23 protein-coding genes are annotated in these 24,318 nt (G+C 62.9%); 18 read left to right on the top strand and 5 right to left on the bottom strand.

Going from position 1 to position 24,318, the window contains the following annotated elements; all coding sequences use genetic code 11:
* Positions 1-9: 9 nt before the first annotated feature.
* The 3 genes from ABIE49_RS17020 to ABIE49_RS17010 all read left to right on the top strand — a co-directional run bounded on the left by ABIE49_RS17020 (position 10) and on the right by ABIE49_RS17010 (position 2,458).
* On the top strand, positions 10-609 hold the full coding sequence (locus ABIE49_RS17020) for a YqaA family protein (protein WP_192735286.1): 600 nt from the start codon (positions 10-12) through the stop codon (positions 607-609).
* 68 nt (positions 610-677) lie between these two features.
* Entirely contained in the window at positions 678-1,262 is a 585-nt protein-coding gene (locus ABIE49_RS17015; RefSeq protein ID WP_502915910.1) for a hypothetical protein, read from the top strand.
* Positions 1,263-1,489: 227 nt separating this feature from the next.
* Positions 1,490-2,458 (top strand): NAD(P)H-dependent flavin oxidoreductase, encoded by a 969-nt coding sequence (locus ABIE49_RS17010; protein WP_192735285.1) that lies wholly within the window; start codon positions 1,490-1,492, stop codon positions 2,456-2,458.
* Positions 2,459-2,620: 162 nt separating this feature from the next.
* On the opposite strand, the gene ABIE49_RS17005 is transcribed toward ABIE49_RS17010, so the two are convergent.
* Positions 2,621-4,105: an aldehyde dehydrogenase family protein gene (locus ABIE49_RS17005; RefSeq protein WP_192735284.1), complete on the bottom strand. Its 1,485-nt coding sequence runs from the start codon at positions 4,103-4,105 to the stop codon at positions 2,621-2,623.
* 114 nt (positions 4,106-4,219) lie between these two features.
* On the opposite strand from ABIE49_RS17005, the gene ABIE49_RS17000 reads away from it, so the two are divergent.
* The 8 genes from ABIE49_RS17000 to ABIE49_RS16965 all read left to right on the top strand — a co-directional run bounded on the left by ABIE49_RS17000 (position 4,220) and on the right by ABIE49_RS16965 (position 12,822).
* Positions 4,220-5,308 carry a substrate-binding domain-containing protein gene (locus ABIE49_RS17000; protein WP_192735283.1) on the top strand — a complete coding sequence of 363 codons (1,089 nt, stop codon included), beginning with the start codon at positions 4,220-4,222 and terminating at the stop codon, positions 5,306-5,308.
* A gap of 46 nt (positions 5,309-5,354) precedes the next feature.
* Entirely contained in the window at positions 5,355-6,092 is a 738-nt protein-coding gene (locus ABIE49_RS16995) for an SDR family NAD(P)-dependent oxidoreductase (protein ID WP_210337210.1), read from the top strand.
* Positions 6,093-6,209: 117 nt separating this feature from the next.
* A complete protein-coding gene (locus ABIE49_RS16990; protein WP_192735281.1) occupies positions 6,210-6,983 on the top strand; it encodes a thioesterase family protein in 774 nt (257 codons plus the stop codon).
* 219 nt (positions 6,984-7,202) lie between these two features.
* Positions 7,203-7,910 carry a septum site-determining protein MinC gene (gene minC, locus ABIE49_RS16985; RefSeq protein WP_192735280.1) on the top strand — a complete coding sequence of 236 codons (708 nt, stop codon included), beginning with the start codon at positions 7,203-7,205 and terminating at the stop codon, positions 7,908-7,910.
* Between the two features lie 19 nt (positions 7,911-7,929).
* The gene (minD, locus tag ABIE49_RS16980; RefSeq protein WP_192735279.1) at positions 7,930-8,745 is read left to right on the top strand and encodes a septum site-determining protein MinD; all 816 of its coding nucleotides are present in this window, start codon (positions 7,930-7,932) and stop codon (positions 8,743-8,745) included.
* Positions 8,742-9,041, top strand: a complete 300-nt coding sequence (gene minE, locus ABIE49_RS16975) for a cell division topological specificity factor MinE (RefSeq protein WP_192735278.1) — start codon at positions 8,742-8,744, stop codon at positions 9,039-9,041. The genes minD and minE overlap by 4 nt, the downstream gene beginning before the upstream one ends.
* A 212-nt stretch (positions 9,042-9,253) precedes the next feature.
* Positions 9,254-10,771 carry an ATPase domain-containing protein gene (locus tag ABIE49_RS16970; protein WP_192735277.1) on the top strand — a complete coding sequence of 506 codons (1,518 nt, stop codon included), beginning with the start codon at positions 9,254-9,256 and terminating at the stop codon, positions 10,769-10,771.
* Entirely contained in the window at positions 10,768-12,822 is a 2,055-nt protein-coding gene (locus ABIE49_RS16965) for an ATP-binding protein (protein ID WP_192735276.1), read from the top strand. The genes ABIE49_RS16970 and ABIE49_RS16965 overlap by 4 nt, the downstream gene beginning before the upstream one ends.
* 9 nt (positions 12,823-12,831) lie before the next feature.
* Here ABIE49_RS16965 and ABIE49_RS16960 read toward each other — a convergent pair whose 3' ends face one another.
* Positions 12,832-14,394: an AMP-binding protein gene (locus ABIE49_RS16960; RefSeq protein WP_192735275.1), complete on the bottom strand. Its 1,563-nt coding sequence runs from the start codon at positions 14,392-14,394 to the stop codon at positions 12,832-12,834.
* 89 nt (positions 14,395-14,483) lie between these two features.
* Positions 14,484-15,128, bottom strand: coding sequence for a TetR/AcrR family transcriptional regulator (locus ABIE49_RS16955; protein ID WP_192735274.1), 645 nt, complete (start codon positions 15,126-15,128; stop codon positions 14,484-14,486).
* Positions 15,129-15,243: 115 nt separating this feature from the next.
* Between ABIE49_RS16955 and ABIE49_RS16950 the strand changes: the two genes are divergently transcribed.
* Positions 15,244-16,236: an NAD(P)H-dependent flavin oxidoreductase gene (locus tag ABIE49_RS16950; protein ID WP_192735273.1), complete on the top strand. Its 993-nt coding sequence runs from the start codon at positions 15,244-15,246 to the stop codon at positions 16,234-16,236.
* Here ABIE49_RS16950 and ABIE49_RS16945 read toward each other — a convergent pair.
* Positions 16,233-16,886, bottom strand: coding sequence for a hypothetical protein (locus tag ABIE49_RS16945; protein WP_192735272.1), 654 nt, complete (start codon positions 16,884-16,886; stop codon positions 16,233-16,235). The two genes, ABIE49_RS16950 and ABIE49_RS16945, sit on opposite strands and share 4 nt — an antisense overlap.
* Positions 16,887-17,006: 120 nt before the next feature.
* On the opposite strand from ABIE49_RS16945, the gene ABIE49_RS16940 reads away from it, so the two are divergent.
* The 6 genes from ABIE49_RS16940 (at position 17,007) to ABIE49_RS16915 (ending at position 23,565) form a co-directional block, all read left to right on the top strand.
* Positions 17,007-17,252, top strand: a complete 246-nt coding sequence (locus ABIE49_RS16940) for a hypothetical protein (RefSeq protein WP_192735271.1) — start codon at positions 17,007-17,009, stop codon at positions 17,250-17,252.
* A 207-nt stretch (positions 17,253-17,459) separates the two neighbouring features.
* Positions 17,460-18,131 carry a hypothetical protein gene (locus ABIE49_RS16935; RefSeq protein WP_192735270.1) on the top strand — a complete coding sequence of 224 codons (672 nt, stop codon included), beginning with the start codon at positions 17,460-17,462 and terminating at the stop codon, positions 18,129-18,131.
* A gap of 114 nt (positions 18,132-18,245) precedes the next feature.
* Complete coding sequence (locus ABIE49_RS16930; protein WP_192735269.1) at positions 18,246-18,914, top strand: hypothetical protein; 669 nt, start codon at positions 18,246-18,248, stop codon at positions 18,912-18,914.
* A gap of 115 nt (positions 18,915-19,029) precedes the next feature.
* A complete protein-coding gene (locus ABIE49_RS16925; RefSeq protein ID WP_192735268.1) occupies positions 19,030-19,491 on the top strand; it encodes a hypothetical protein in 462 nt (153 codons plus the stop codon).
* Positions 19,492-20,197: 706 nt separating this feature from the next.
* A complete protein-coding gene (aspA, locus tag ABIE49_RS16920) occupies positions 20,198-21,655 on the top strand; it encodes an aspartate ammonia-lyase (protein WP_192735267.1) in 1,458 nt (485 codons plus the stop codon).
* Between the two features lie 275 nt (positions 21,656-21,930).
* On the top strand, positions 21,931-23,565 hold the full coding sequence (locus ABIE49_RS16915; protein ID WP_192735266.1) for a sensor domain-containing diguanylate cyclase: 1,635 nt from the start codon (positions 21,931-21,933) through the stop codon (positions 23,563-23,565).
* A gap of 12 nt (positions 23,566-23,577) precedes the next feature.
* Here the strand turns inward: ABIE49_RS16915 and ABIE49_RS16910 are convergent, their stop codons facing one another.
* Positions 23,578-24,042 (bottom strand): GNAT family N-acetyltransferase, encoded by a 465-nt coding sequence (locus tag ABIE49_RS16910; protein ID WP_192735265.1) that lies wholly within the window; start codon positions 24,040-24,042, stop codon positions 23,578-23,580.
* Positions 24,043-24,318 lie beyond the last annotated feature (276 nt).

The following is a 24,318-nucleotide window of genomic DNA, read 5'->3' as shown; positions in this document are numbered from 1 at the left end:
ATCCGCTCCATGATGGTTCATGCGGCCATGCTTAAACGATCCTACGACTGGTTTATCGCCGCCGCCGACAAGCCCTACGCGCTCTGGATTTTGGCGGCGGTATCGTTCGCGGAAAGCTCGTTCTTCCCGATCCCTCCCGACGTCATGCTGCTGCCGATGTCACTGGCGCGGCCGAAGCGGGCGTGGTGGTTCGCGACCGTGTGCACGATCGCCTCGGTTGCCGGCGGTGTGGTCGGATACGCGATCGGCGCGCTGCTGTACGACTCGCTCGGGCAGTGGCTGATCAACATCTATGGTCTCAGCGGCAAGGTCGAAGCGTTCCGGCAGTCCTATGCCGACTGGGGCGCGCTGATCATCATCGGCAAGGGATTGACGCCGATCCCCTACAAGCTTGTCACCATCACGTCAGGATTTGCCGGCTACAACATCTGGCTGTTTATCGTGTGCTCGATCATCGCGCGGGGCGGCCGGTTCTTCGTGGTCGCGATCCTGCTCAACCGTTACGGCGACCTCATTCGCAGCGAGCTGGAAAAGCGCCTCGGCCTCTGGGTTGCAATCGGCGCCGCGGTGCTGGTGCTCGGATTCGTCATCGCGGTCAAACTGGTCTGATCTGCGCGCGGGGCGCTGTGCCGGCCCAGTGGCTTCAGAACACGCCCGCTTCAGGCTACGCTCGCTCCATGCCTGATCGAATCGGCCATCTTTTCCAGTCATTCGGGACGGCGTTCGCGGTCCCTTGCCTTGCGCTGTCGATGCTGGCGCTCGCCTCGGACGTCGGCTGGTCGCAAGGCGCGCCCCAGCCCTCGCTCGGCGTGCAGTCGCCGGCCCAGCAGCCGGTGCCGCAAGGACCGGCCCCGCAGCCGATCGAACCGCCGCCGCAGCAGCCGGAAAATCCCGGTCTCATCAATGAAATCGGCAAGCTGCTGGAGAAGTCCAAATCGATACTGCCGGGCTTGAAGAGCCCAGGCGAGACCATGGATGACCTCAACAGCCGCGCCAAAGATGCCGGCGAGAGCCTGTCGAACATGGCGCGGCCGTCGATCATGGTCACCGGACGCGCGGCCTGCCTGGTGTCGGCCAATGGCGCGCCGGACTGCAAGGCGGGGGCCGACAGGCTGTGCCAGACCAAGGGTTACAGGGAAGGCAAGAGCCTCGACACCGACGCCGCCGAGAAATGCTCGCCGAAAGTGTTCATCCCGGGCCGTAAGCGCGAGCCGGGCGACTGCAAGACCGAAAATTACGTGACCCGCGCGATATGCCAATAGCGTATGATGCGGACCCGCAGGGCCGCGTCAGCGCAAAGCGGGCGGCGGTTTTTGCTCGGGACAAACGCGGGAGCGTTTGCCTGGAGATCATGCGCAAAAAAATAGCGCCAAAACGCAATACTTGACACTGGAAAGATTGCCTTGTTGGTATGACGTCTGGCATCTCTTGAGACATCTCTTGGGTTCTGCCCATGCCAGTTCCGGAACACGCGAAAGGATTGCTTCGAATGTCCATGCCTGCCTTGTTCAAGGGCCGTCTGTCGATCCCCGTCATCGGTGCGCCGCTGTTCATCATTTCCGTGCCTGACCTCGTGATCGCGCAGTGCAAGGCGGGTGTGGTCGGATCGTTTCCGGCGTTGAACGCACGGCCTCCGGCGCTGCTCGACGAATGGCTGGCGCGGATCAAGGAAGAACTCGCGGCTCACGACAAGGCGCATCCCGACAGGCTCTCGGCACCGTTCGCCGTCAACCAGATCGTGCACAAGTCGAACAACCGGCTCGATCAGGATCTGGCGCTTTGCGAGAAGCACAAGGTGCCGATGATGATTACCTCGCTCGGCGCGCGCGAAGAGCTCAACCAGGCGGCGCATGGCTGGGGCTGTGTCGTGTTCCACGACGTCATCAACCAGAAATTCGCGCACAAGGCGGTTGAGAAGGGCGCCGATGGCCTGGTCCTGGTGTCGGCCGGCGCCGGCGGCCATGCCGGCGAGATTTCGCCATTGGCCTTCGTGGCCGAGACCCGGCAATGGTTCGACGGTCCCATCGCGTTGTCGGGCGCGATTGCTAACGGCCGGGCCATTCGTGCAGCACGCATACTGGGTGCCGACTTCGCCTATATCGGCTCGGCCTTCATCGCCACCGCGGAGGCCAATGCGGTGGAAGGCTACAAGCAGATGATCACGGCCTCAGGCGCCGAAGACATCGTCTATTCCAACCTGTTCACCGGCGTGCATGGCAATTATCTGAAGCCGTCGATCGTCGCGGCCGGCATGGATCCCGAAAACCTGCCGACCTCGGATCCGTCGAAGATGAGTTTCGGCACCGATGCTTCGGGTGAGCGCGCCAAGCCGAAGGCCTGGAAGGAAATCTGGGGCAGCGGCCAGGGCGTCGGTAGCGTCGCAAAAGTCTTGCCTGCAGCCGAACTGATCGCGCGTTTCAAAAAGGAATACGACGAGGCAATCGATCCGCCGCTGTGATTCTTTCTTCCTTCTCCCCTTGTGGGAGAAGGTGCCTTCGCGAGAGCGAAGGCGGATGAGGGGTCTCTATCCGCGGAAAGAACCCCTCACCCGTCCGCGATGCTCCGCATCGCGTCCACCCTCTCCCACAAGGGGAGGAACGCGATGCTCTCGCATAAAGCATCACACGTTCAGATTCATCCACACCGCTTTCGGCTCGGTGAAATTCTCGATCGCGGCCGAGCCGTGTTCCCGGCCGAAACCGGAATCGCGCACGCCGCCCCACGGCAGCCGCACATCCGTATAGCCATACGTGTTGATCCAGACCGTCCCGGCCTTTGCATTCCTTGCGAAACGCTGCACCCGCCCGATGTCGCGGCTCCACACTCCGGCGGCGAGGCTGTAGTCGGTGCCGTTGGCGATCCGCAGCGCATCGGCTTCATCTCTAAATTTGATGACGCTCACCACCGGACCGAAAATTTCCTCCTGCGAAATGCGCATCTCGTGTTCGACATTGGCGAACACGGCGGGACTGATGAAATAGCCGCGGGTGCCGACGCGTGTCCCGCCGGTGGTCAGCAGCGCGCCTTCCCTTTGGCCGATATCTACATAATCGAGGATGCTCTTCATCTGCTTTTCGGAGATCACGGGCCCGAGCGCCGTGGCGCGATCAGAGGGATCGCCGATGCGGATCGACTGAGCGCGTTGCGTCAGCCGTTCGACCACTTCATCGTAGACCTTCTCATGGACCAGTACGCGGGAGCCGGCCGAGCACACCTGTCCGGCGTTGAAGAAGATTCCTGAAGCCGCCGCCTTGCTGGTCGCCTCGATATCGGCGTCGTCGAAGATCACGTTGGCGGACTTGCCGCCGAGTTCGAGCGACACCCGTTTGAAGTTACCGGCGGCGCCGCGCAGGATGCCGCGGCCGACGCCGGGCGAGCCCGTGAACGTGACCTTGTCGACATCAGGGTGGTTGACCAGCGCGTCGCCGACGACCCGGCCGGGGCCGGTGACGATGTTGAGCACGCCGGGCGGCAGGCCGGCTTCCAGCGCTAGTTCGCCGATCCGCAGCGCCGACAGCGACGTCAGTTCGGCGGGCTTCATCACGATGGTGCAGCCGCAGGCGAGCGCGGGCGCCAGTTTCCACATCCCGATCATCAGCGGAAAATTCCAGGGAACGATCGCGGCGACCACGCCGACCGGCTCGCGCAATGTGTAGGTCAGTGCGTCGTTCCGCGTCGAGACCACCTCGCCGTGGATCTTGTCGGCCCAGCCCGCGTAGTAGGTCAGCGTATCGATGGCGGCCGGAAGATCCTGCCGCAGCACACCTGATATCGGCTTGCCGGCATCGAGGCTTTCGAGCGCTGCGAGTTCGTCCGCGTGCTTCTTCATCAGCTCCGCAAGCCGGAGCAGGATCTGCCCGCGCTCGGAGGCGCGCATGCTGCGCCAGGGGCCTTCGAAGGCGCGGCGGGCCGCGGCCACGGCGCGATCGACGTCGGCCTCGTTGCCTTCCGCCACGGTAGCGATGACCTGTTCGGTGGCTGGATTGAGCGTCTTGAAGGTGCGCCCGGAGATCGAAGGCACGTGCTGGCCGTCGATCAGCAGCAACCGGGGTTTGGCAGCCGCGATCGCGGGCGCTGTCGCGGTGTAACCATATGCAATGGACATCATATTTCCTCCGTTTCTGTATCTCAAATTAGGAGGATATTCGGCACAGTAAATATGATATGATCTGCCTATCAGCTGCAAAGATATGTAGTAGATTTCATAGGTTGAGCGCCAATGCACCACATCGAGATCGAGACCGTCTGGCGATTTCACAAGGAGGGCAGCCCGCAAACCGCCGTGGTGATGCTCGGAATTCTCAACGAGATCCGTAAAACCGGAAAGCTCACCAGCGCGGCCACGCACGCCCAGCTGTCCTATCGCCACGTCTGGAATCTGGTCGAGCAATGGTCGGAATTTTTCGGCGTGCCGCTGGTCGAGACCCATCGCGGCAAGGGCACGACGCTGACCGCGTTCGGCGAAAAACTGGTCTGGGCCGGCGAGCGGATGCAGGCCCGTCTCGGCCCGCAGCTTGAAAATCTGGCGCAGGAGCTCGCGACCGAGATCAAGCCCTTCCTGCACCAGCGTCCGTCCGTCATCCGCGTTCACGCCAGCCATGGTTTTGCGGTCTCGAAACTGCGCGAACTGCTCGATCGTGAACCCGGCATCGGCGTCGACCTGCGCTATGTCAGCAACCAGAATTCGCTGCTGTCGCTGGCGCAGGGCGCCTGCGATCTCTCCGGCGTGCATCTGCCGCGCGGCGAGTTGCGGGCGCAGGGCATCCGGGCCTGCAAGGAATGGCTCGATCCGCGCGAGGACCGCGTCATCAGTTTCGTGACGCGCGAAATGGGATTGATGGTCAAGCCGGGCAACCCGCTCAAAATTTCATCCATCAAGGATATCGTCGATTGCAAGGCACGGTTCGTGAACCGCGATCATGATTCCGGAACGCGGTTGCTGTTCGATCAGTTGCTGGCGTTGCACAGGATCGACGAAGCGAAAATCAACGGCGCCCAGCAGATGGAATTCACCCACGCGGCGGTCGCCGCCTACGTCGCCAGCGGCATGGCCGATGTGAGTTTTGGCGTCGAGGCGGCCGCGCGGCAGTTCGGGCTCGATTTCATCCGGCTGCTGACCGAGGATTATTTCTTTGTCTGCAAACGCGCGTTCCTGGAGACCGAGCCGATGCGGCGCGTCATCGACATCATGAAGGGCCGCGAGTTCCAGCGCGAGGTGGCGAGCCTGCCCGGCTATGTCGCGACCGACACGGGCACGGTCAGTAACGTCAAGGCGTTTCTGGAGAGCGTGGGTAGCGGAGTGGCGTGAGAATGGTATCGTTACGACCATCGCACGCTTGCGATGGATGGGATCGATGACGACCAAACAGGATCTGAGCGCGCGTGTCGCGCTGGTGACGGGTGGCTCGCGCGGCATCGGCGCTGCGATTGCGTTGACGCTCGCCGAACTCGGTGCCGCAGTCGCGGTCAATTATCGTGAGCGGGCGGATGACGCGGAAGCTGTCGTCGCCAAAATCAAGGCCGGCGGTGGCCGCGCCATCGCTGTTGCCGCCGACGTGTCGCAGGCCGCTGCCGTCGCAAAAATGATCGAACAGGTCGCGCGTGACCTCGGTCCGATCGATATTCTCGTCAACAATGCCGGCATCGCGATTCCGCGCAGCGTCGACGAACTTTCCGAGGCCGATTTCGACCGCACCATCACGGTCAACCTGAAGTCGGTCTTCCTGTGTACGCAAGCCGTGCTGCCGATGATGCGGGCGCGCAAATGGGGCCGCATCGTCAACATTTCCTCGGGTGCCGCGCGCGGCGCCGGCGCCATCGGCCCGCACTACAATGCCTCCAAGGCCGGCATGGAAGGACTGACGCGAGGGTATGCGGCGCGGCTGGTGAAGGAGGGGATCACAGTCAACAATGTGGCGCCGTCGCTGATCGAAACCGACATGATGCGCGGCCGCACCGATCTCGCCCGCAACATTCCGCTGGGCCGAATGGGGCAGCCTGAGGAAGTGGCGCAGGCTGTCGCGATGGTGCTCGGCAACGACTACATGACCGGCCAGACCATTATCCTCAACGGCGGCATGGCCTTCATTTGACGCAAGGCGTGAGTGTGCCGTTGCGTGCGATTGGCGCGCAAGGGTCTGTGCCGCCGGGCTCTCGACTCTGGCGAGCGGAGCGGGCAGAAAAGCACTTTCCTTCTCAAGGGATCATTGATGGACGCTATCTTTCGCGTGGACGGGAACAGCGTCCTCACCAGCCCTCACGCGGCGGGGCCGTGGGACCCGAGCATGCAGCACGGCTCACCGCCGGCGGCATTGGTGGTGTGGGCGGCAGAAGCATTGCCGACGCCGGTACCGATGCGGATCGCGCGGGTGACGGTGGATCTGATGCGCCCGGTGCCGGTCGCACCGCTGACGATCGAGACAGAGATTTTGCGTGAAGGCCGCAAGATCCAGCTTTGCGCGGTAAAACTTCGCGCCAACGGTGTGATCGTGGTCGCGGCCACTATTTTGAAGATCAAGCTGCAGGCCAACGAGTTGCCGCCCGAGGCCGAGATCGAACAGGTCACGTTGCCGGGACCGGAGCAATCGCGGGCCGAGCCCGCGGATTTTTCTTCCAGCCCGTTCGTAACAGGCATGTCGCTGCGCGCCGCCCGCGGCCGGTTCGGCGTCCCCGGTCCGGGCGCGATCTGGTATCGCGTCGATCGCCCGATCGTCGAAGGGGCGGCGGTCTCTCAGGCAATGCGCGCGATGGTGGCCGCGGATTTCTGCAACGGCACATCGGCGGTGCTGGATTTCCGGCAATGGACGTTTCTCAATGCCGACCTCACGGTGAATTTCTCGCGCCAGCCGGTCGGCGACTGGATGCTGCTTGACGCCGAATCCTGGATCGGCCCCGACGGCGCGGGCCTCGCAATGGCGCGGCTGGCCGATGAACGCGGCTATTTCGGCCGTGCCGTCCAGAGTCTGGTGATCGAGCGGCGTTGACGCGAGGGCGATCGGGTGGTCAGCCGATCCGGCCGGCACGAATCGATCAAATTGCCACCACTTTCGGTGACCGCCACCGCTCACCTGTAACTTCGGGTAGCTCTCGTGTCGCTTTTTTGGCACCAAACGGCCGCTGAATGAGCTGTCATAATTAATCAACCATTAACCAAATCAGTCCCATCCTTAATTATTCAGTAACCAGGAATGGGTGGATCCACCATGCAGGCAACAGCGGGGGCAACGCGACAATTGGTTCGCATGCGGGGCCGCTCGTATGTCGCCTTCGTGTTCACGCCGGAGATCCCGATCGTCGGCTGGCTCGAGGAGATCGATGCGACCTTGGCTCGTTCGCCGGGCTTCTTCGTCGGCAAGCCTGTCGTGCTCGACCTGGCCGCGCTGGACCTCAGCCGCGCGGCCATCACCCACCTCGTCAATAATCTGGAAGAACGCAACATCCGCGTGCTGGGGATCGAGGGCGTGGATGCCGAGAAGCTCACCACCAGCATGCCGCCGCTGCTGACCGGCGGTCGTTCCTGCGTGATCACGCGAACCGAGCCTGCGGAAAAGCCCGAGGAAAAGGTCGAGGCCAAGCCGAAGCCGAATTCGCTGCTGCTCGAAAGTCCGGTCCGCTCGGGCCAGTCGATCGTCTTCACCGATGGCGATGTCACCGTGCTGGGCTCGGTCGGCTCGGGTGCGGAAATCGTCGCCGGCGGATCGATCCATGTTTACGGCACGCTGCGCGGCCGGGCGATGGCCGGCGTCAACGGCAATTCGTCGGCCAGGATTTACTGCCAGAAGATCGAGGCGGAACTGCTCGCCATCGACGGCTACTACCAGACTGCTGAAGAAATCGACGCCTCGCTGCGGAATCGCCCGGCCCAGGCCTGGCTGCAAGGCGACACGATGAAAATTACACCGCTGAATTAATCGGCTACGGAGATCAATTATGGCAAAGGTCCTGGTCGTTACATCAGGCAAGGGCGGCGTTGGAAAGACGACGTCCACCGCCGCGCTCGGTGCGGCGCTGGCCCAGGCCGGCGAGAAGGTCGTCGTCATCGACTTCGACGTCGGCCTGCGCAACCTCGATCTGGTGATGGGCGCGGAACGGCGCGTGGTGTTCGACCTCATCAACGTGGTGCAGGGCGTCGCCAAGCTTCAGCAGGCCCTGATCCGCGACAAGCGCCTGGAGAATCTGTGGTTACTGCCAGCTTCCCAGACCAGGGACAAGGACGCGCTGACCGACGAAGGCGTCGGCCGGGTCATCGCTGAGCTGCGGACCAAGTTCGACTGGATCCTGTGCGACAGTCCCGCAGGCATCGAACGCGGCGCGATGCTGGCGATGCGTTATGCGGACGAAGCCGTGATTGTCACCAACCCGGAAGTCTCCTCGGTGCGCGACTCCGACCGCATCATCGGGATGCTCGATTCGAAGACCGTCAAGGCGGAGCAGGGCGAGCGGGTGACCAAGCACATCCTGATCACAAGGTTCGATCCGGTGCGCGCGGCGCGCGGCGAGATGCTCAGCATCGATGACATCCTCGAAATTCTCGCCACGCCGCTGCTCGGCATCATCCCCGAGAGCCAGGATGTGCTTCGCGCCTCGAATGTCGGCTCGCCCGTCACCCTGAACAATGTGGCCAGTGCACCGGCTCGCGCCTATACCGACGCGGTCCGCCGCCTGATGGGCGAAACCGTCGACATGGTCGTGCCGGCCGAACGCAGGGGATTTATGAACCGATTGCTCGGACGGAGGGCGGCATGAGTATGAATCTGCTTCGCCTGTTCAGCGGCCGCAAGGCAACCGCCCCGGTGGCGCGGGAGCGGCTGCAGATTCTGCTGGCGCACGAGCGCGGCCTGCGCGGTCAACCGGACCTGCTGGCGACGCTGCGCGAGGAAATTCTCGCGGTGGTCTCAAAGCACATCCAGCTCGATCCCGACAAGGTCACGGTCAAGCTGGACCGCGGCCCGGCGGTGTCGACGCTCGAGGTCGATATCGAAGTGCCGAATAATTTCGAGAAGTCCAAGGCTCACGCCGAGAGGCGAGCAGGGGCGGCTTGATACGGCCATGAGGCCGGGCCATGGCGCGGCAAGCGGGGACCGCCGTTTCCCCGCTTGCTGTGAAGCCGGCCGTCCAACGCTGGTCATGTCACCGAGGGATTTCCGGCTGCTGGCCGGAAAAATGGCGCGATTTGATCAGAATTTTCCCCTCCTGGTTCCATCTCCGGGGAACCCCCTGATATCGCCGGAGTTGCCCTCCGTTAGGGGGCCTTATGAACGCAGCTGCAATACCCACGGACAAGGCAAAATCGGGCGTGTGGGGGCTGGACGACATCCTGTCCGGCGGCTTTACGCGTGGCCATCTGTTTTTGCTCGAAGGCGAGCCCGGCACCGGCAAAACCACCATTGCGCTGCAATTCCTGATGGAGGGTGCACGCGCCGGCGAGAAGTGCCTTTACATCACGCTGTCTGAAACCGAACGCGAACTGCGCGAGGGTGCGGCGTCCCATGGCTGGGCGCTCGATGACCGGATCGCCGTGTTCGAATTATTGCCGCCGGAGAGCCTGCTCGATTCCGACCAGCAGCAGAGCCTGCTTTATTCGTCTGATCTCGAACTCGGCGAGACCACCAAGCAGATATTCGAAGCCGTGGAACGCGAGCGGCCAGCCCGGGTGGTTTTGGACAGTCTCTCCGAAATCCGGCTGCTGGCGCAGAGTTCGCTGCGCTATCGACGTCAGATACTCGCGATCAAGCATTTCTTTGTGAAGTTCAATGCTACCGTCGTTCTGCTCGACGATATGACGACCGAACTGGCGGACAAAACCGTGCACAGCGTCGCGCATGGCGTGGTGCGGCTGGAAGAGCTGGCGCCGGCCTACGGCGCCGAGCGACGGCGCGTGCGCATCATCAAATACCGCGGCGTCAAGTTTCGCGGCGGCTATCATGACGCGACGATCACCACCGGCGGGATGAATGTTTTTCCGCGGCTGGTGGCCTCCGAGTTTCGCAGGACCGTTGAGCGCACCACGATGTCCAGCGGCATCATGGAGCTCGACAGGCTGTTGGGTGGAGGTGTCGAGACGGGATCGAGCACGCTAATCCTCGGACCGGCGGGTACCGGCAAGTCTCTCGCTGCCATCACGTTCATTGTCGCGGCGATCGCGCGCGGTGAAAGGGCTGCGTTGTTCGTGTTCGACGAAGAACTTGGGCTGTTGTTTTCGCGCATGATCGGGCTCGGCATCAATCTCGAGGAGATGCAGCGCAGCGGAAGCCTGTTCATCGAACAGGTCGATGCCGCGGAGCTGTCTCCCGGCGAGTTCGCCCATCGCGTTCGCAGGCGGGTCGATGAGGACCGGATCAAGACCGTCGTGATCGACAGCCTCAACGGCTATCAGGCCGCCATGCCCGAAGAAAACTCCCTGATCCTGCACGTGCATGAATTGCTGCAGTATCTGAACCGCCAGGGCGCTGCGACATTCATGACGGTGGCGCAGCATGGATTGATCGGAGATATGAAGGCGCCGGTCGATGTCACCTATCTTGCCGACACGGTCGTGCTGTTGCGTTATTTCGAGGCATTGGGCAGCGTGCGGCGTGCGATGTCGGTCATCAAGAAGCGCACCGGCATGCACGAAGCGACGATTCGCGAATATCGCATCGACAATCGAGGATTGACGATCGGCGAACCGCTGGACGGTTTCCATGGTGTTCTGCGCGGCGTTCCGGTTTATGTTGGCGAAGGCCAGCCCTTGCTGCACGACCGGTCCTTGTTCGAGGAGCAGGAGCCGTGAAACCGGGCGCATCATCCGAGCGCGCCGTCATTCTCGCGCCGACGGGGCGCGATTCGTCCGTGGCCGCAACGCTCATCAAGGAAGCAGGCTTTTACGCCAATACCTGCAGCGATCTTGCCGGCTTGATGCATGAGATCGAACGCGGTGCTGGCCTCGCCGTTATCGCCGACGAGGCGGTCAAGACCGCGGATCTTCGGGCATTGGTGATCTGGCTGAACGGTCAGCCATCATGGTCGGATTTTCCGATCGTGCTGCTGACCCGTCAGGGTGGCGGTCCCGAACGTAATCCCGACGCCGCGCGGCTCGGGCAAATCCTGGGCAATGTCACTTTCATCGAGCGGCCGTTTCATCCGACCACGCTGGTGAGTATCGTCGGCTCCGCGGTCCGCGCCCGGCGCCGTCAATACCAGACCCGCGCCATTCTGGCCGAACTGACCGAAAGCGAAGGCCTGTTGCAGACGGCGCTGAACGCCGGTCATCTCGGGGCGCTTGAATTGCATTTGCCGGAATACAGACTCGAAGCATCGGAAACCTGCGCGCGCTTTTTCGGCCGCAAGCCGGGCGAGTCTTTTACCTTTCAGGATTTGTCGGCGTCGGTCCATCCCGACGACCGGGAGCGCCGTCTCGAAGCCATCGATCAGGCGATCAAGAGCGGTGCGGACTACCGCATCGAATATCGGATTATATGGCCCGACGGTTCGCAGCACTGGGTGGACACCCGCGCCCGCGCGGTGCGGCGGCCGGACGCCAGCATCAAGTCACTGGTCGGCGTCTGCTCCGATATCACCGCGCGCAAGATTGCGGAAATCGAGCGAGAGGCCCTGCTCGCGCAACTCGCCGCCGAACGCACCGCGCTGGCGGAACTGACGGCGACACTGGAGCAGCGCGTCGAGCAGCGCACCGCCGATCTGATGAAGGAAGTCGCCGCGCGTGAAAAGGCGCAGGAACAATTGCGCCAGGCGCAGAAGATGGAGACGATCGGACAGCTTACCGGCGGCGTGGCGCATGATTTCAACAATCTGCTGATGGCGGTGATGGGTAACCTCGATCTGTTGCGCAAGCGCCTTCCCGACGATCCCCGGCTTCACCGGCTGGTCGACGGCGCCATGCAGGGCGCGGAACGGGGGGCGTCATTGACCCAGCGCCTTCTGGCCTTTGCGCGTCAGCAGGATTTGCGCGCGGTCTCGGTCGACCTCCGTTCGCTGATTCAGGATATGACCAACCTGCTGGAGCGGTCGCTCGGCCCGCGCGTGGAAGTGCGGTTGGACATCAGGGACGGCCTGCCTCCGGCGCGTATCGACCCCAACCAGCTTGAGCTTGCGATCCTCAATCTGGCGATCAACGCACGTGACGCGATGCCCGACGGCGGTTCGATCGAGATCAGGCTGGACGAGCAGAAGATCACCAGGGATGCGGTGTTGTCGCCTGGCCGTTATCTCAGGCTGTCCGTCGTCGATACCGGCACCGGCATGACGCCAGAGACGCTGGAGCGGGCGATTGAGCCGTTCTTTTCGTCCAAGCCACTCGGAAAGGGCACCGGCCTTGGCCTGTCGATGGTGCACGGGCTGGCGGTGCAACTCGGTGGCGCCTTGCGGCTTGCAAGCGCCGTCGGAAAAGGCACCACCGCGACGCTGATACTCCCGATAGCTACCGCCGCACCGGAGGTCGAGGCTCCGGCGCCGGCGACGCAAGGCACCAAACGCTCGGCTGTGATCCTGTTCGTCGACGACGATCCGCTGATTGCCATGTCGACGATGGAGATGCTGGAAGACCTCGGTCACCACGTGATCGGCGCCAATTCGGGCCTGCATGCGCTCGACATTCTCAGGAGCGAGCAGCCGATCGATTTGATGATGACCGATCACGTGATGCCCGGGATGACCGGTATTGAACTCGCGGCAGCGACGCGCCAGGTGCGCCCGTCGCTGCCCATCCTGCTGGCAACAGGTTATGCCGAATTGCCCGACGGCGCGCAGCTCGATCTGCCGCGGCTTGCAAAACCTTATCACCAGGACCAGTTGCGCGAGCGGCTCGACCAGCTGCTGGCCTGAGCCGGCGAGCTACCCCACCATCCGGTCGCGGCCGGTCCAGAAGCCGGCCTTCAGTACCTTCTTGTCGACCTTGCCGACGCCGGTCATCGGCAACTCCGTGACGAATTTGATGTGCTTCGGCGCATGCGCCGAGCCTTTTTTCGTTTTCACGAGATTGATCAACTCATCCGCATTCGGCTTCGCACCTTCGCGCGCCACGACCACCGCCGTGACCGCCTCGCCCCATTTGTCGTCGGGAACGCCGACCACGGCGACCATCGCCACATCCGCATGCTGCGACAACACATCCTCGATCTCGCGCGGAAAAATGTTGAAGCCGCCGGAGACGATCATGTCCTTCTTGCGGTCGAGGATGAAGAGGTAGCCGCGCTCGTCCTTGCGAGCGATATCGCCGGTATGCAGCCAGCCGTTCTTGAGGGTTTCGGCGGTCTGTTCCGGCCGCTTCCAGTATTCAGCCATCGCATGCGGCCCTCGCACGCAGATCTCGCCGGCTTCGCCGGTCGCGACTTCCTGATCGTTGTCGTCGAGCACCTTGACCTCGCAGGCCGAGACCGGAAAACCGCAGGACAGGAACATTTCCGGCGTCTTCGGATCATGATCGGCCTTGCGCAGCACCGAGATCGGGTAGCACTCGGTCTGGCCGTAGAGCTGCGAGAACACCGGCCCGATCCGCTCGAGACCCTCGACGAGGCGGCTCGGCGACATTGCGGAGGCACCGTAGAGCAGCAATTCGAGCGAGGAGAGGTCGTGCTTGTCGAGCGCGGGGTGGTCCAGCAGCACGTAGATCATCGTCGGCACGAGCAGGGTAAAATTGATGCGCTCGCGCGCGATGGTCTTGAACACCGCCTCGGGATCGAAACCCTTCAACATATGCACGGTGCCGCCGCGCATCAGCGTCGGCAGCACCTTGGTGCCGGCGACGTGGCTGATCGGCGCCACCGCGAGATAGCTCGGGGTATCCGGGATTTCGAAATCGGCCAGCGTAGCGTTGGCCCAGCCGCCATATTCGCGATGAGTGCGCAGCACGCCCTTGGATTTTCCGGTAGTGCCGCCGGTGTAGTTCAGAATCGCGAGATCGTCCGGCGCGGCAAAATTGCGCGGGCTGGCGGTGCCGGCGGCATCGACCGCGGCCAGCAGATCAACCCCGCAAGCGGCCGGACCGAGCGTGAACACGGTCTTCAGGCCTGTGGCCTTGGCCGCCAGCTCCCCGCCGCGATCGCGAAACGTATCGGCGTCGATCACCAGCATCTCGGCTTCGCAATCCTCGATCTGGAACAGTTGGTCGTCGAGCGAGCCCAGCGGATGCAACCAGGTGATCGACAGCCGCGACAATTGCGCCGCGACGCCGGCGCACCAGCTGTCTGCGCGATTGGCGGTGAGGAACGCGACGCGCGCGCCGGGCTGAAGCCCGGTCTGCATGAACACTTTCTGGATGCGGCCGATCAGGTCGGCGGCGCCCTGATAGGTGATCGATCCGCCCGGCCAGGAGAACGCGACCCGCGAGGGATAGCGCGCTAGCGCCCGCAGCGTCTGCGTGCATGCTGGTGGAAACGCATGAAGCGGATTGCCCATCTTAAAATTCCTCCCTGTTGATGACATGTTGGTCACTCCGCCGTTGACCGGCTCTCGGATGTGAACGGATCCGCGCTATGGCAACGCCATCACGCTTTCTTCTTTCGGCTGGCACGCGGGGCGAGCCCGTTGACCAGGGTGGCGACGCAGGCATCGGCGACCTCTTCGGGCGTACCTGACCCATCGGGGTCGTACCAACGTGCAATCCAGTTCAGCGCGCCCGTGAGCGTGAATGTGATCATCCTGGCGTTGCCCTGTCCGATCGAACCATCCGCCATGCCGACTTCGACCACACGGCGCACGATCAGGTCGATCTCGCGCTTCAGCGCCCGGAACTTTGCGCGGCCCTCGATGGAAAGCTCGTGGTCGGCTGTGCGTGTCACGCACATCCCGAAGTCCTTCGTCATGATGACCGCATAGTCACGCATCAGCGCCGTGAGGCGTTCGAGACCGCTGCCGCCGCGGGATTCCACGGTCTCGGCGGCCTGACGGATGCTCTCGAGACCGAGCCGCACGCACTCGAACAGGATTTCGTCCTTGTTGGCGAAGTAATGGTAGATGGTGGGCTTGGTGACGTTGAGCGAGGTGGCGACGTCATCCAGCGAGGTCGCGTGGAAGCCGCGCTCGTTGAAGAATTGCACGGCGGCGTGCAGCACCGCTTCCCGCTTCGCGCCGCGCTCCTTTTCCCGTTCCTCCGCCTTTCGCCAAGGCGACTGCCGCGCCGTCGAACCCATGAACGATCCATTTTTCGGAGGAAACGACCTTGAACTTTCCAATGGGTAAGTCCTATACTTGCGAGTATACAGATGTCAAACGCTACGGCGTGGACCGGCAAACCAGACCGCCGATATGGAAACGCATTTGAATTCTCCCGATCTTCTCGCGCGCTTTCAGGACCGCCTCAGCCTGCCGCTGATCGCAGCGCCGATGTTTCTCGTCTCCGGCGTCGAGCTTGTGGTCGCCGCCTGTCGCAACGGCGTGATCGGCTCGTTTCCGACGGTGAATTGCCGCAGCCCCGAACAGCTCGACGAATGGCTCAGCGAGATCGACGGCCGTTTGCGCCGCCATTCGGACGAGAGCGGTAAGCCCGCCGCGCCGATCTGCGCGAACCTGATCGTGCATCGCTCCAATGCGCGGCTGGCGCAGGACCTGGCGGTGCTGCTGCGGCACAAGCCCGAGATCGTCATCACCTCGGTGGGATCGCCGGCACAGGTCGCGACGCCGTTGCATGATGCCGGCGCGCTGGTGTTTGCCGACGTCGCGAGCATCCGGCATGCCGAACGCGCGGTCGCTGCCGGCGCTGATGGGTTGGTGCTGCTGACCGCAGGTGCGGGCGGCCAGACCGGCTGGCTCAATCCGTTCGTGTTCGTGCGCGCGGTGCGCGGCTTCTTCGACGGGCCACTGGCGCTCGCCGGCGGCATCAGCGACGGCCACGCCTTGCGCGCGGCGCAGGCGCTCGGCTGCGACCTCGCCTACATGGGCACCAGGTTCATCGCCACGCGCGAGAGCATGGCGGATCCGAGGTACAAGGAGATGCTGGTCGCGAGCAGCGCCGACGATATTCTGCTGACCACGGCTTTCACGGGCTTGCAGACCAACATGCTGCGGCCATCCATCGAAGCTGCCGGCCTCGATCCCGACGATCTGCCGGCGCGCGGCGCCATCGATATCGGCAAGGACATCGACATCGGCGCGCGCGAAAACCGCCCACAGCGCTGGAAAGACATCTGGAGCGCCGGACATTCCACCTCGGGCGTGACGGAAGTGCTTGGCGTCGATGAACTCGTTGCACAGACGCTTGCGGAGTACCGCGCTGCGACGGCGAAAATTCAGATCACCTAATTCGCCACAAAATACCAATTCTTGTCGTAGTGAACGAGCAGGCTCGGCGGTTTGTCGTCGAACTCGAAGAAGTCCTTGGGGTCGTTGCCCGGCGGCACGTGCAGGAAGCCGGTGAAATAGTGTTTCAGGCCGCGCGAGGTCAGGAACAGCACGTAGGTGCCGTCCATGGCCGTGTCGATGACGATGTCGTTTCCGCCGGCGGAAACGTTGGGCTCGGTTGCGCCCAGCGCGATCATGGATTTGTTGTAGGGGACGTTCGGCTTGAGCTCGCCGGCCTCGACGCGGGCCACGATCCGTTCGCGATCGGCGCGATGCCAGTAGAAATTCCGTTGCAGCGCGACTTTCTGTAACGGTGCGTAGACCAGCAGCGCCAGCGCCGCCGCGCACATCAGGAACGGGATCGCGAATTTTGCACCGCCCCGTGGGATGCGAAGCAGCAGCGTCGTCGTCCAGAGGCAGCAGCCGAAGAACAGCAGCGCCGTCAGCGGCAGGATGCCGAGCAGGACAAAACCGGACGGCCAGTCGGCCATCGACAATTCGAAGGTCGCGAGCAGCAGCGTGCCGATCGAAATGCCCGCGGCCGCCAGCAGCGCTGATCGGACCGACGGCCCGTCCGTGGCGGTCGTCGCTTCCTGAGTTGTTTCCGCCATGCAGGGTTGTTTCTCGTGCCGTTCCCGGATTAACGGGCCATTAACCAAATCCGCCCCAACAATAGAACCACAGGATAGCCGGCCGCACCGCCGGGCGATCCGCAAATAAGGGGGCGCAAGATGGATTTCGATCAGTTTTATGCCAAAACCCCGGCCACCATCGACGAGATCAGGTGGCGGGTGACCCGCGCGCTGGACCGGCATCCGCTCTGCCGCAACGTCGAATTCGACATCGTCAGCATGCCCCGCACCGGCAAAAGCAACTGGACCATCAGCCTGCGCTCGGTCGCCCCCGACGCGCTCTGGGAGGCCTCCGACATCGTGGCCGACATCCAGGAAGCCTACGATCTGGCCGCGGCGGCTTGATTTTTTGCCGATTCGACGCGATTCTCGCACTTTTCAGCGGGCACTACCCCTTGAGCGGCATGGTAAAGCCTTAATTACCGTCCAGTTTTCGGGCATCCTGGGTCGCGTTTCCGGGCGAAGTGGATACCGGTTCGCGTCAAGAAAACGCGTCAAAAATTATAAAGACTGGAGCCGACAGGCTCCAGGATCGGCGGAATGGAGACGTTTTTGACCAAAGCCATTACGATCGTTGCGTTGACCTGTTTCCTCGTAGTGGCCGCCGCCGCCACCGCAATTCTCGGCCGCGACACCCTGTTCGCCGCGAGTTACGAACTGGCCTCCGCACCGGCCGCGGTCCAATCTCCGGTCTCCAACAAGGAAAGCAAGAAAGACAAGCTCGCCATTGCGACGATGGCGCTGGCCGCGTTCGAACCACCGCAGGCCGCACCCGTGCTGAGCGAGCCGCTGCGCCAGGCCTACGCCTCGACCGGGCCGGCCGATCTCGGAATTCCAAAAGTCGCGGCACCCGCCATGGCGCCTGCAGCCGCACCGCCCAAGCCCAAAGCCGCAGCCAAGCCGGCCCCGCAAAAGAATTACGCGCTGCTCAGCGACGTCCAGATCGCCGGGATCAAGGAGCGCCTCAAGCTTTCTGCCTCGCAGGAATCTTATTGGCCTCCGGTGGAGACCGCGTTGAAGGCTGTCGCCCGCAAGATCCACGCGAAGCGTCAGGCCGATCCCAATGCGGCGGGCGGCATTCCGATCGATCCCGAAGCGGAAGAAGTCCAGCAGCTGAAATCGGCGGCGATGCCGTTGTTGTTCCAGTTGCGCGAAGACCAGAAGAGCGAAGTGCGCTCGCTCGCCCGCATCATCGGGCTCGAAAAAGTAGCCTCCATGATCTGAGCGATTGCGGCGGCCGCAGCTCGCGCCGCCGGTTCCATCGTTTTCCACATTTTCCCGTATCGGAACATCGGTCCTATCCGCGCGTTTTCCCGCGTGGATTAAGGAGCCGAGTCAATGCGCATTTCGACCGCATATTTCGCAGGCGTGGGAACCGTGGTCGCGGCTGTTGTCGCGGGCCTTGGCGGCGGCATGTTGATTTCGAACATCGTGAGCCCGCATGCGCCCAAGATCGAAACGAGCAAGCTCGAGCTGCGGATGTCGGAGAAGCCGATCCCGGTGAAGGCTTCGTCGGAACCGGCACCGAACGTGGCGGCGGTCGCACCGAATGCAGCGCAGACCCAGCCGCAGAGCGAACCCGTCACTACGACCTCGACGCAGGCACAGTCCGCTGGAGCCGCAGCCAGCACGCCCGCAGCGTCACCGCAACCGACGACCGCGGCACCCGTGACGCAGGCGGCAACGTCTGAAAAGACCAACCCTGAACCGGTCAAAACGCCCGAAGCCGCTTTTGCCAAAACGCGCGATAGCGATATCAGGGCGCGCGACACCGCCGACGTGAAGTCACGCGACGCCGATATCAGGCGAGAGGCAAGACGCGCCGCCGAGGAGAAGCGCAAGGCCGAGCGTCGTCAGCACTGGGTTGAACGACGCCGGCCGCGGCAGGATCAGGAGCTTCGCGAGGTCGAGGAGAAGATCCGCGAAGAGACCGAACCGCGGCAGGTCTTTGCGGCCGAGCCGGCGCGACTCGAAACGCCCCGGATCAGATTGTTCGATCTGGACTGATCGAACCCTGCGGGCCAAACCGTTAAGTTGCGGGGTAAAAAAGTAATCCGGCGGCAAGGAGCGCGCCCCACACTTCGGGACAGCTCGCCAGGGCCGGATCAGGGATCCTTTCCAAGTGACGCCCAAAAATGAAATCCAGGCCGATCGGATCCGAAAATATCTCGGTCATTTGACGTTGCATGCGCGCAGCAGCCTGCTCGTCGAAATCGAACGGATGCAGATGTTTGACGAGGACATTTCGGGCTTCGAAATCATCCTGGCCGAACTCCGCGCCGAGTTTCGCAAGAGCGGCGAGACCCACAATCGCATCGGCAATCCATCGCGCTACTTCTTCAAGCCGATCGAAGCATTGTTCGTCGACCGCTCGCCCGAGCGCGCCAATTCCGGGCAGATATCGCGCGGCTCGCTGTCGGCGATCTGGGAATGGATCAACCAGGATCAGCTGCCGTCGATGGCGCGCGATTATTGCGAGCAGATGAAGCAGCTGATCGTGAAGGAAAATCCGGACGAAGCCAGGCTGATCGTCGCCGGATTCCAGTCCAAGGGCCGCAATTTGATCGGGCTTGGGCAGGGGTAGGATGGGCTGATCCCTCCCGCGGACCTATCAGCATCGATGCAGCCGCGACACTCTGACCCGACGGGCAAATCACTTCTGGTTTACGGAATTCGTGTCAAGCCCCAAGATAAAAAATATTTCTGTTTACCAGAAGGAAAATCAGGGGTATGTATCTGCCCATCCCGTCCTGGTCAGAAGGGCGTCGGCCGTCGTCACGGACGTTGGGCGGGTTGCGGTGGACGCTGGTTTACGCTGAGACGACGGCGTGGACTAAGCGTACGGCAAAACCGTGTGGTCCTGGCGCCCGTTGCTGGCGTCAAGCCGTCGGCTAGGCGCAAGCCGAACCGGCGGTGACGGAGTCAACCAAGAACTCGTCTCCGGGGAGATCACGGCATAAGCCGTAAAGCCATTGCGCAGGGAAGGCCGGGTGTTCTCCGCTGCCCTGTATGCTCGTGTGCAGCATTTCTTGTGCAAACCGCACACGGGACCGCGGGTGCAGCGCGCACCCGGTCTTCCCTGCGCCCTCTGTATCTAGGGCGGGAAGTTTCCAGAATAACTCGGGCGCAATGCGTCGCGAGAACGCGAGGGTGTGCCTGTCGTGTACTGTCGATTCCGTCATCCCCGCGCAACGGCGAAGCCGTTGCGCGGGGATGACGGATCACTAGGAAAAACCCCTATCTCCTGATCTTATCAACCCCCGAGACACTCCGGCGAAAAGGTCCCCCCAATGACGACGCGACGCGAGCACGATCTCCTGGGCGACTGCGATGTTCCGGCAGAGGCCTATTACGGCGTCCACACCTTGCGGGCGGTGGAGAATTTCCCGATCAGCGGCACCCCGATCTCGATCTATCCGGATCTCATTGCGGCCCTGGCCTCGATCAAGATCGCCGCGGCGAAGAGCAACCGCGAACTGGGATTGCTCGATGCCAAACTCGCCGACGCCATCGTCGCCGCCGCGGAGGAAGTGCGATCGGGTGAACTGCACGACCAGTTCGTGGTCGACGTCATTCAGGGCGGCGCCGGTACCTCCACCAACATGAATGCCAATGAGGTGATCGCGAACCGCGCACTGGAGCTGCTCGGCCGGCCCAAGGGCGATTACAAATTCCTGCACCCCAACGAGCACGTCAACATGAGCCAGAGCACCAACGACGTCTATCCGACGGCGCTCAAGCTCGCGGCTTACGGCGGCATCATGCGGCTGGTCGAAGCGATGGCGGTGCTGCGCGAGGCGTTCGAGCGCAAGTCCGACGAGTTCAGGGACATCATCAAGATGGGCCGCACCCAGTTGCAGGACGCGGTGCCGATGACGCTGGGGCAGGAATTTTCCACCTACGCCGTCATGCTGGGAGAAGACGAGCAGCGGCTCAGGGAAGCCGTGCTGCTGGTGTGCGAGATCAACATGGGCGCGACCGCGATCGGCACCGGCATCAACTCGCACCCGGACTATGCCGGTCTGGTGTGCCGGCATCTGCGGTCGATCACCGGCATTCCGGTGGTGACCGCGTCGAACCTGGTCGAGGCGACGCAGGATTGCGGCAGCTTCGTGCAGCTTTCCGGCGTGCTCAAGCGCGTCGCCGTCAAGCTGTCGAAGACCTGCAACGATCTGCGGCTGTTGTCATCAGGACCGCGCGTCGGGTTGAACGAGATCAATTTGCCGCCGATGCAGGCGGGCTCCAGCATCATGCCGGGCAAGGTCAATCCTGTGATTCCCGAGGTCGTCAACCAGATCGCCTTCGAGGTGATCGGCAACGACATTACGGTCAGTTTTGCGGCCGAGGGCGGCCAGCTGCAGCTCAATGCGTTCGAGCCGATCATCGCGCACAGCCTGTTCAAGAGCGTCAATCATCTGCGCGCCGGCTGCCTGACGCTGGCCGATAAATGCGTCAACGGCATCACCGCCAACGCTGCGCACCTGCGCCGCGGCGTCGAAAACTCGATCGGCATCGTCACCGCGCTCAATCCCTATATCGGCTACGCCAACGCCACCGAGATCGCGCAGCAGGCGCTGGTCACGGGCGAAAGCGTCTACGATCTGGTGCTGGCCAAAAAACTGCTCACGCCGGAGCAACTCGACCAGATCCTGCAGCCGGAAGTGTTGACCCGGCCACGCGCGATCACGGCGACGTTGGTACAGGGCAAGGCGGAGGTAGGGACCTCAGGACCGAGTCAGATCGACTGATCGCGCATGCCCATGTGGATTCGATCATGATTGCTTGAGGCGTAGCGACCGTTCGCAGGCGTAGTCCGCGCTGGCGGCGCGTTGTGCTGTTCATCATTGCTTGTGCGGCGCGAAAAGCGTCCGTACTTCCACGGCAAAGTCACCCGATCAGGCCATTTCAACCTGTTCCGCGAATAATTTGTGAACCACATGGGGCGAATTCACTTGGCCTTTAACGCGGAACTCGTTCCATCGGCGCACAAGAGGCGAAGGCAACGTCTTGCAAGGTGAATTCCGTGGCAATAGCGGAAGCCAACAAACCAGCGTGGAAGTCGCTCTGGTCGCGCGAACCCGACGAGGCAGGTGACGCTTCCGGCTGGGCATGGACGCAGTCGCATCACCGGATGACCATCTCGGTCATTCTATTGGCGCTGAGCTTCTCCGCGGTATGCGGCTGGGTGCTGCTGGAGGCGCGGCGGGCGACCGAAGCGCGTGCCACCGAGGTCGCCACCAGCCTCGCCAATTCGCTCAAGGCGGATATCGCCCGCAACGTAGATCTGCTCAATCTCTCGCTCGAGGGATTGATGAGCAATTTGAAATTGCCCGGTCTCGATCGTCTCAGTCCGGAAATGCGCCAGCTGGTGCTGTTCGACTATTCCGCAACCGCGCGTCATCCGACATCGATGTTCGTCATCGATGACACCGGACGGATCACGCACGATTCCAAGAATCTGATCCCGCCGCGACACAACATGTCCGACCGGGATTATTTTCAGTTTCACAGAGACAATGAATATCCCGGCCTGTACATCAGCCGTCCGATCGCATCCCGTGTCACCGGCCTCTCGCTGGTGGCGTTCAGCCGGCGGCTGTCGCATCCGGACGGCTCGTTTGCCGGCGTCGTCCTCACGGCCATGCTGCAGGACCATTTCCAGACGATGTTCAAGGATGCTTCGCTCGGCCCCAATGGCACGGTGACATTGGCGCGCACCGACGGCATCGTGCTGATGCGCTGGCCGTTCCGCCAGGATTTCATCGGCACCAGCATCAAGCGCGCCGAACTGTTCACGCACTTCCCGAAGGCTCCCAGCGGCCACTATGAGTCGAAGGCGGTATCGGACGGGATCAAACGGCTGTTCGTCTATACCCAGGTCGGCAATCTGCCGCTGATCGTCGTGGTCGGCCAGTCGCTCGACGATGTCCTTGCGGCGTGGTGGCGGCAGGCGGTCGCGATCGGCGTCCTGATGGCGGTGCTGTGCGCCGTGACGGTGATGCTGGCCGCGTTCCTGCATCGCGAATTCGCGCGCCGCAGTGCCGCGGAAAAGAAGCTCACCATTCTGGCCACGATCGACGGGCTCACCGGTCTTGCCAACCGCCGGCATTTCAACCGCGCGCTGGCCTATGAATGGCGCCGCGCGATGCGCAGCCACGCGCCGGTCGCATTGCTGATGATCGATGCCGACCATTTCAAGGTTTACAACGACGCGCATGGCCATCAGGCCGGCGACAGGCTGCTGCAGGACATTGCGGCGTCGATCGCGGCGAATGTGAAGCGGCCTTCGGATATGGGTGCGCGCTATGGCGGCGACGAATTCGCCGTTCTGCTGCCGGAAACACCGCTCGGCGACGCGGCAGCGCTGGCGGCGCGGATTCGCGAGGATCTGATCGTCCGCTGCGGCGCGGACGAGATTGTGCGCGGCCATGCGAAACTGAGCATCGGCGTCGCGTCGCTGGTGCCCGGCGCGGAAACCAGGCATCGCGATCTCATCGCCGCCGCCGACAAGGCGCTCTATGAGGCCAAGCGCCTCGGTCGCAACCGTATTGAATTGGCGGAAACCGACGCCGGCTCGCTTGTGCCCGATGCCGGCGCATATTTGAATGAAGCGAGCGGGGCGGGTCGAGAGCGATCTTCCGCGGTCGCCCGGATCTGACGATCACTTGACCTACAGCAGCCCCCGATAGATCCCCGGCTCCGAACCTTCGATGGCCACCGCACCGACCGCCTTCGAATAAAACTCCGCCGGCCCCACGCCGCCGATGATGGCGTAGCCAAAGCCCTGTTGCCGCATGTCCTCGAGGCAGGCGAACAGCAGGGCCTTTCCGACCCCGCCTTGCCGGGCCTTCGGATCGACGCCGGTCGGACCGAAGAAGTTGGGACAGGCCGCGTCATGGCAGGCGAAGCCGATGATGTTTTTCTCCCGGACCGCGATGAAGCAGGAGACCGGCTGGCGGCTGAACGCGACATCGGTTTCGCTGGCCCATGCCTCGCTGAAATTCTGCCGCACCCAGCCTGTGACCTTGTGTTTCTCGGGAGCCAGCGCACGGCGCATGACGATCCCGGCGTCGCGCAATCGATCATAGGCGGGCCGGGAATCCGGCAGCGCATAGAGTTTGACGAGCATGTCCATCGGGTGGCCCTGGTGATTCCTGACCGAGGTGGCAGTCCTCCGGACGGTACGAGGCGATCGCTTCGCTTCGCAAGAGGCTATGCCGGGCACGCTTCGTCTGCGGCGGCGTTGCCGCGCCACGCGAAGCCCGAAAGGGCGAAGCGTGGTGCCCCTGGCCGGCACATAATCGCAATATCACGACACATCATCTAGTCTCGCACGCAATCGCTACGCTTGGCTATCGTTGATCCGAATTAGTAATTCGTCATCGGTGCGGATCGCTGATTGTCATTCGAT

The sequence above is a fragment of the Bradyrhizobium sp. OAE829 genome (assembly GCF_040546575.1).
Taxonomy (GTDB): domain Bacteria; phylum Pseudomonadota; class Alphaproteobacteria; order Rhizobiales; family Xanthobacteraceae; genus Bradyrhizobium.
The sequence above is the reverse complement of the archived record's forward strand: the minus strand, read 5'-3'. Positions and strand labels throughout refer to the sequence as shown.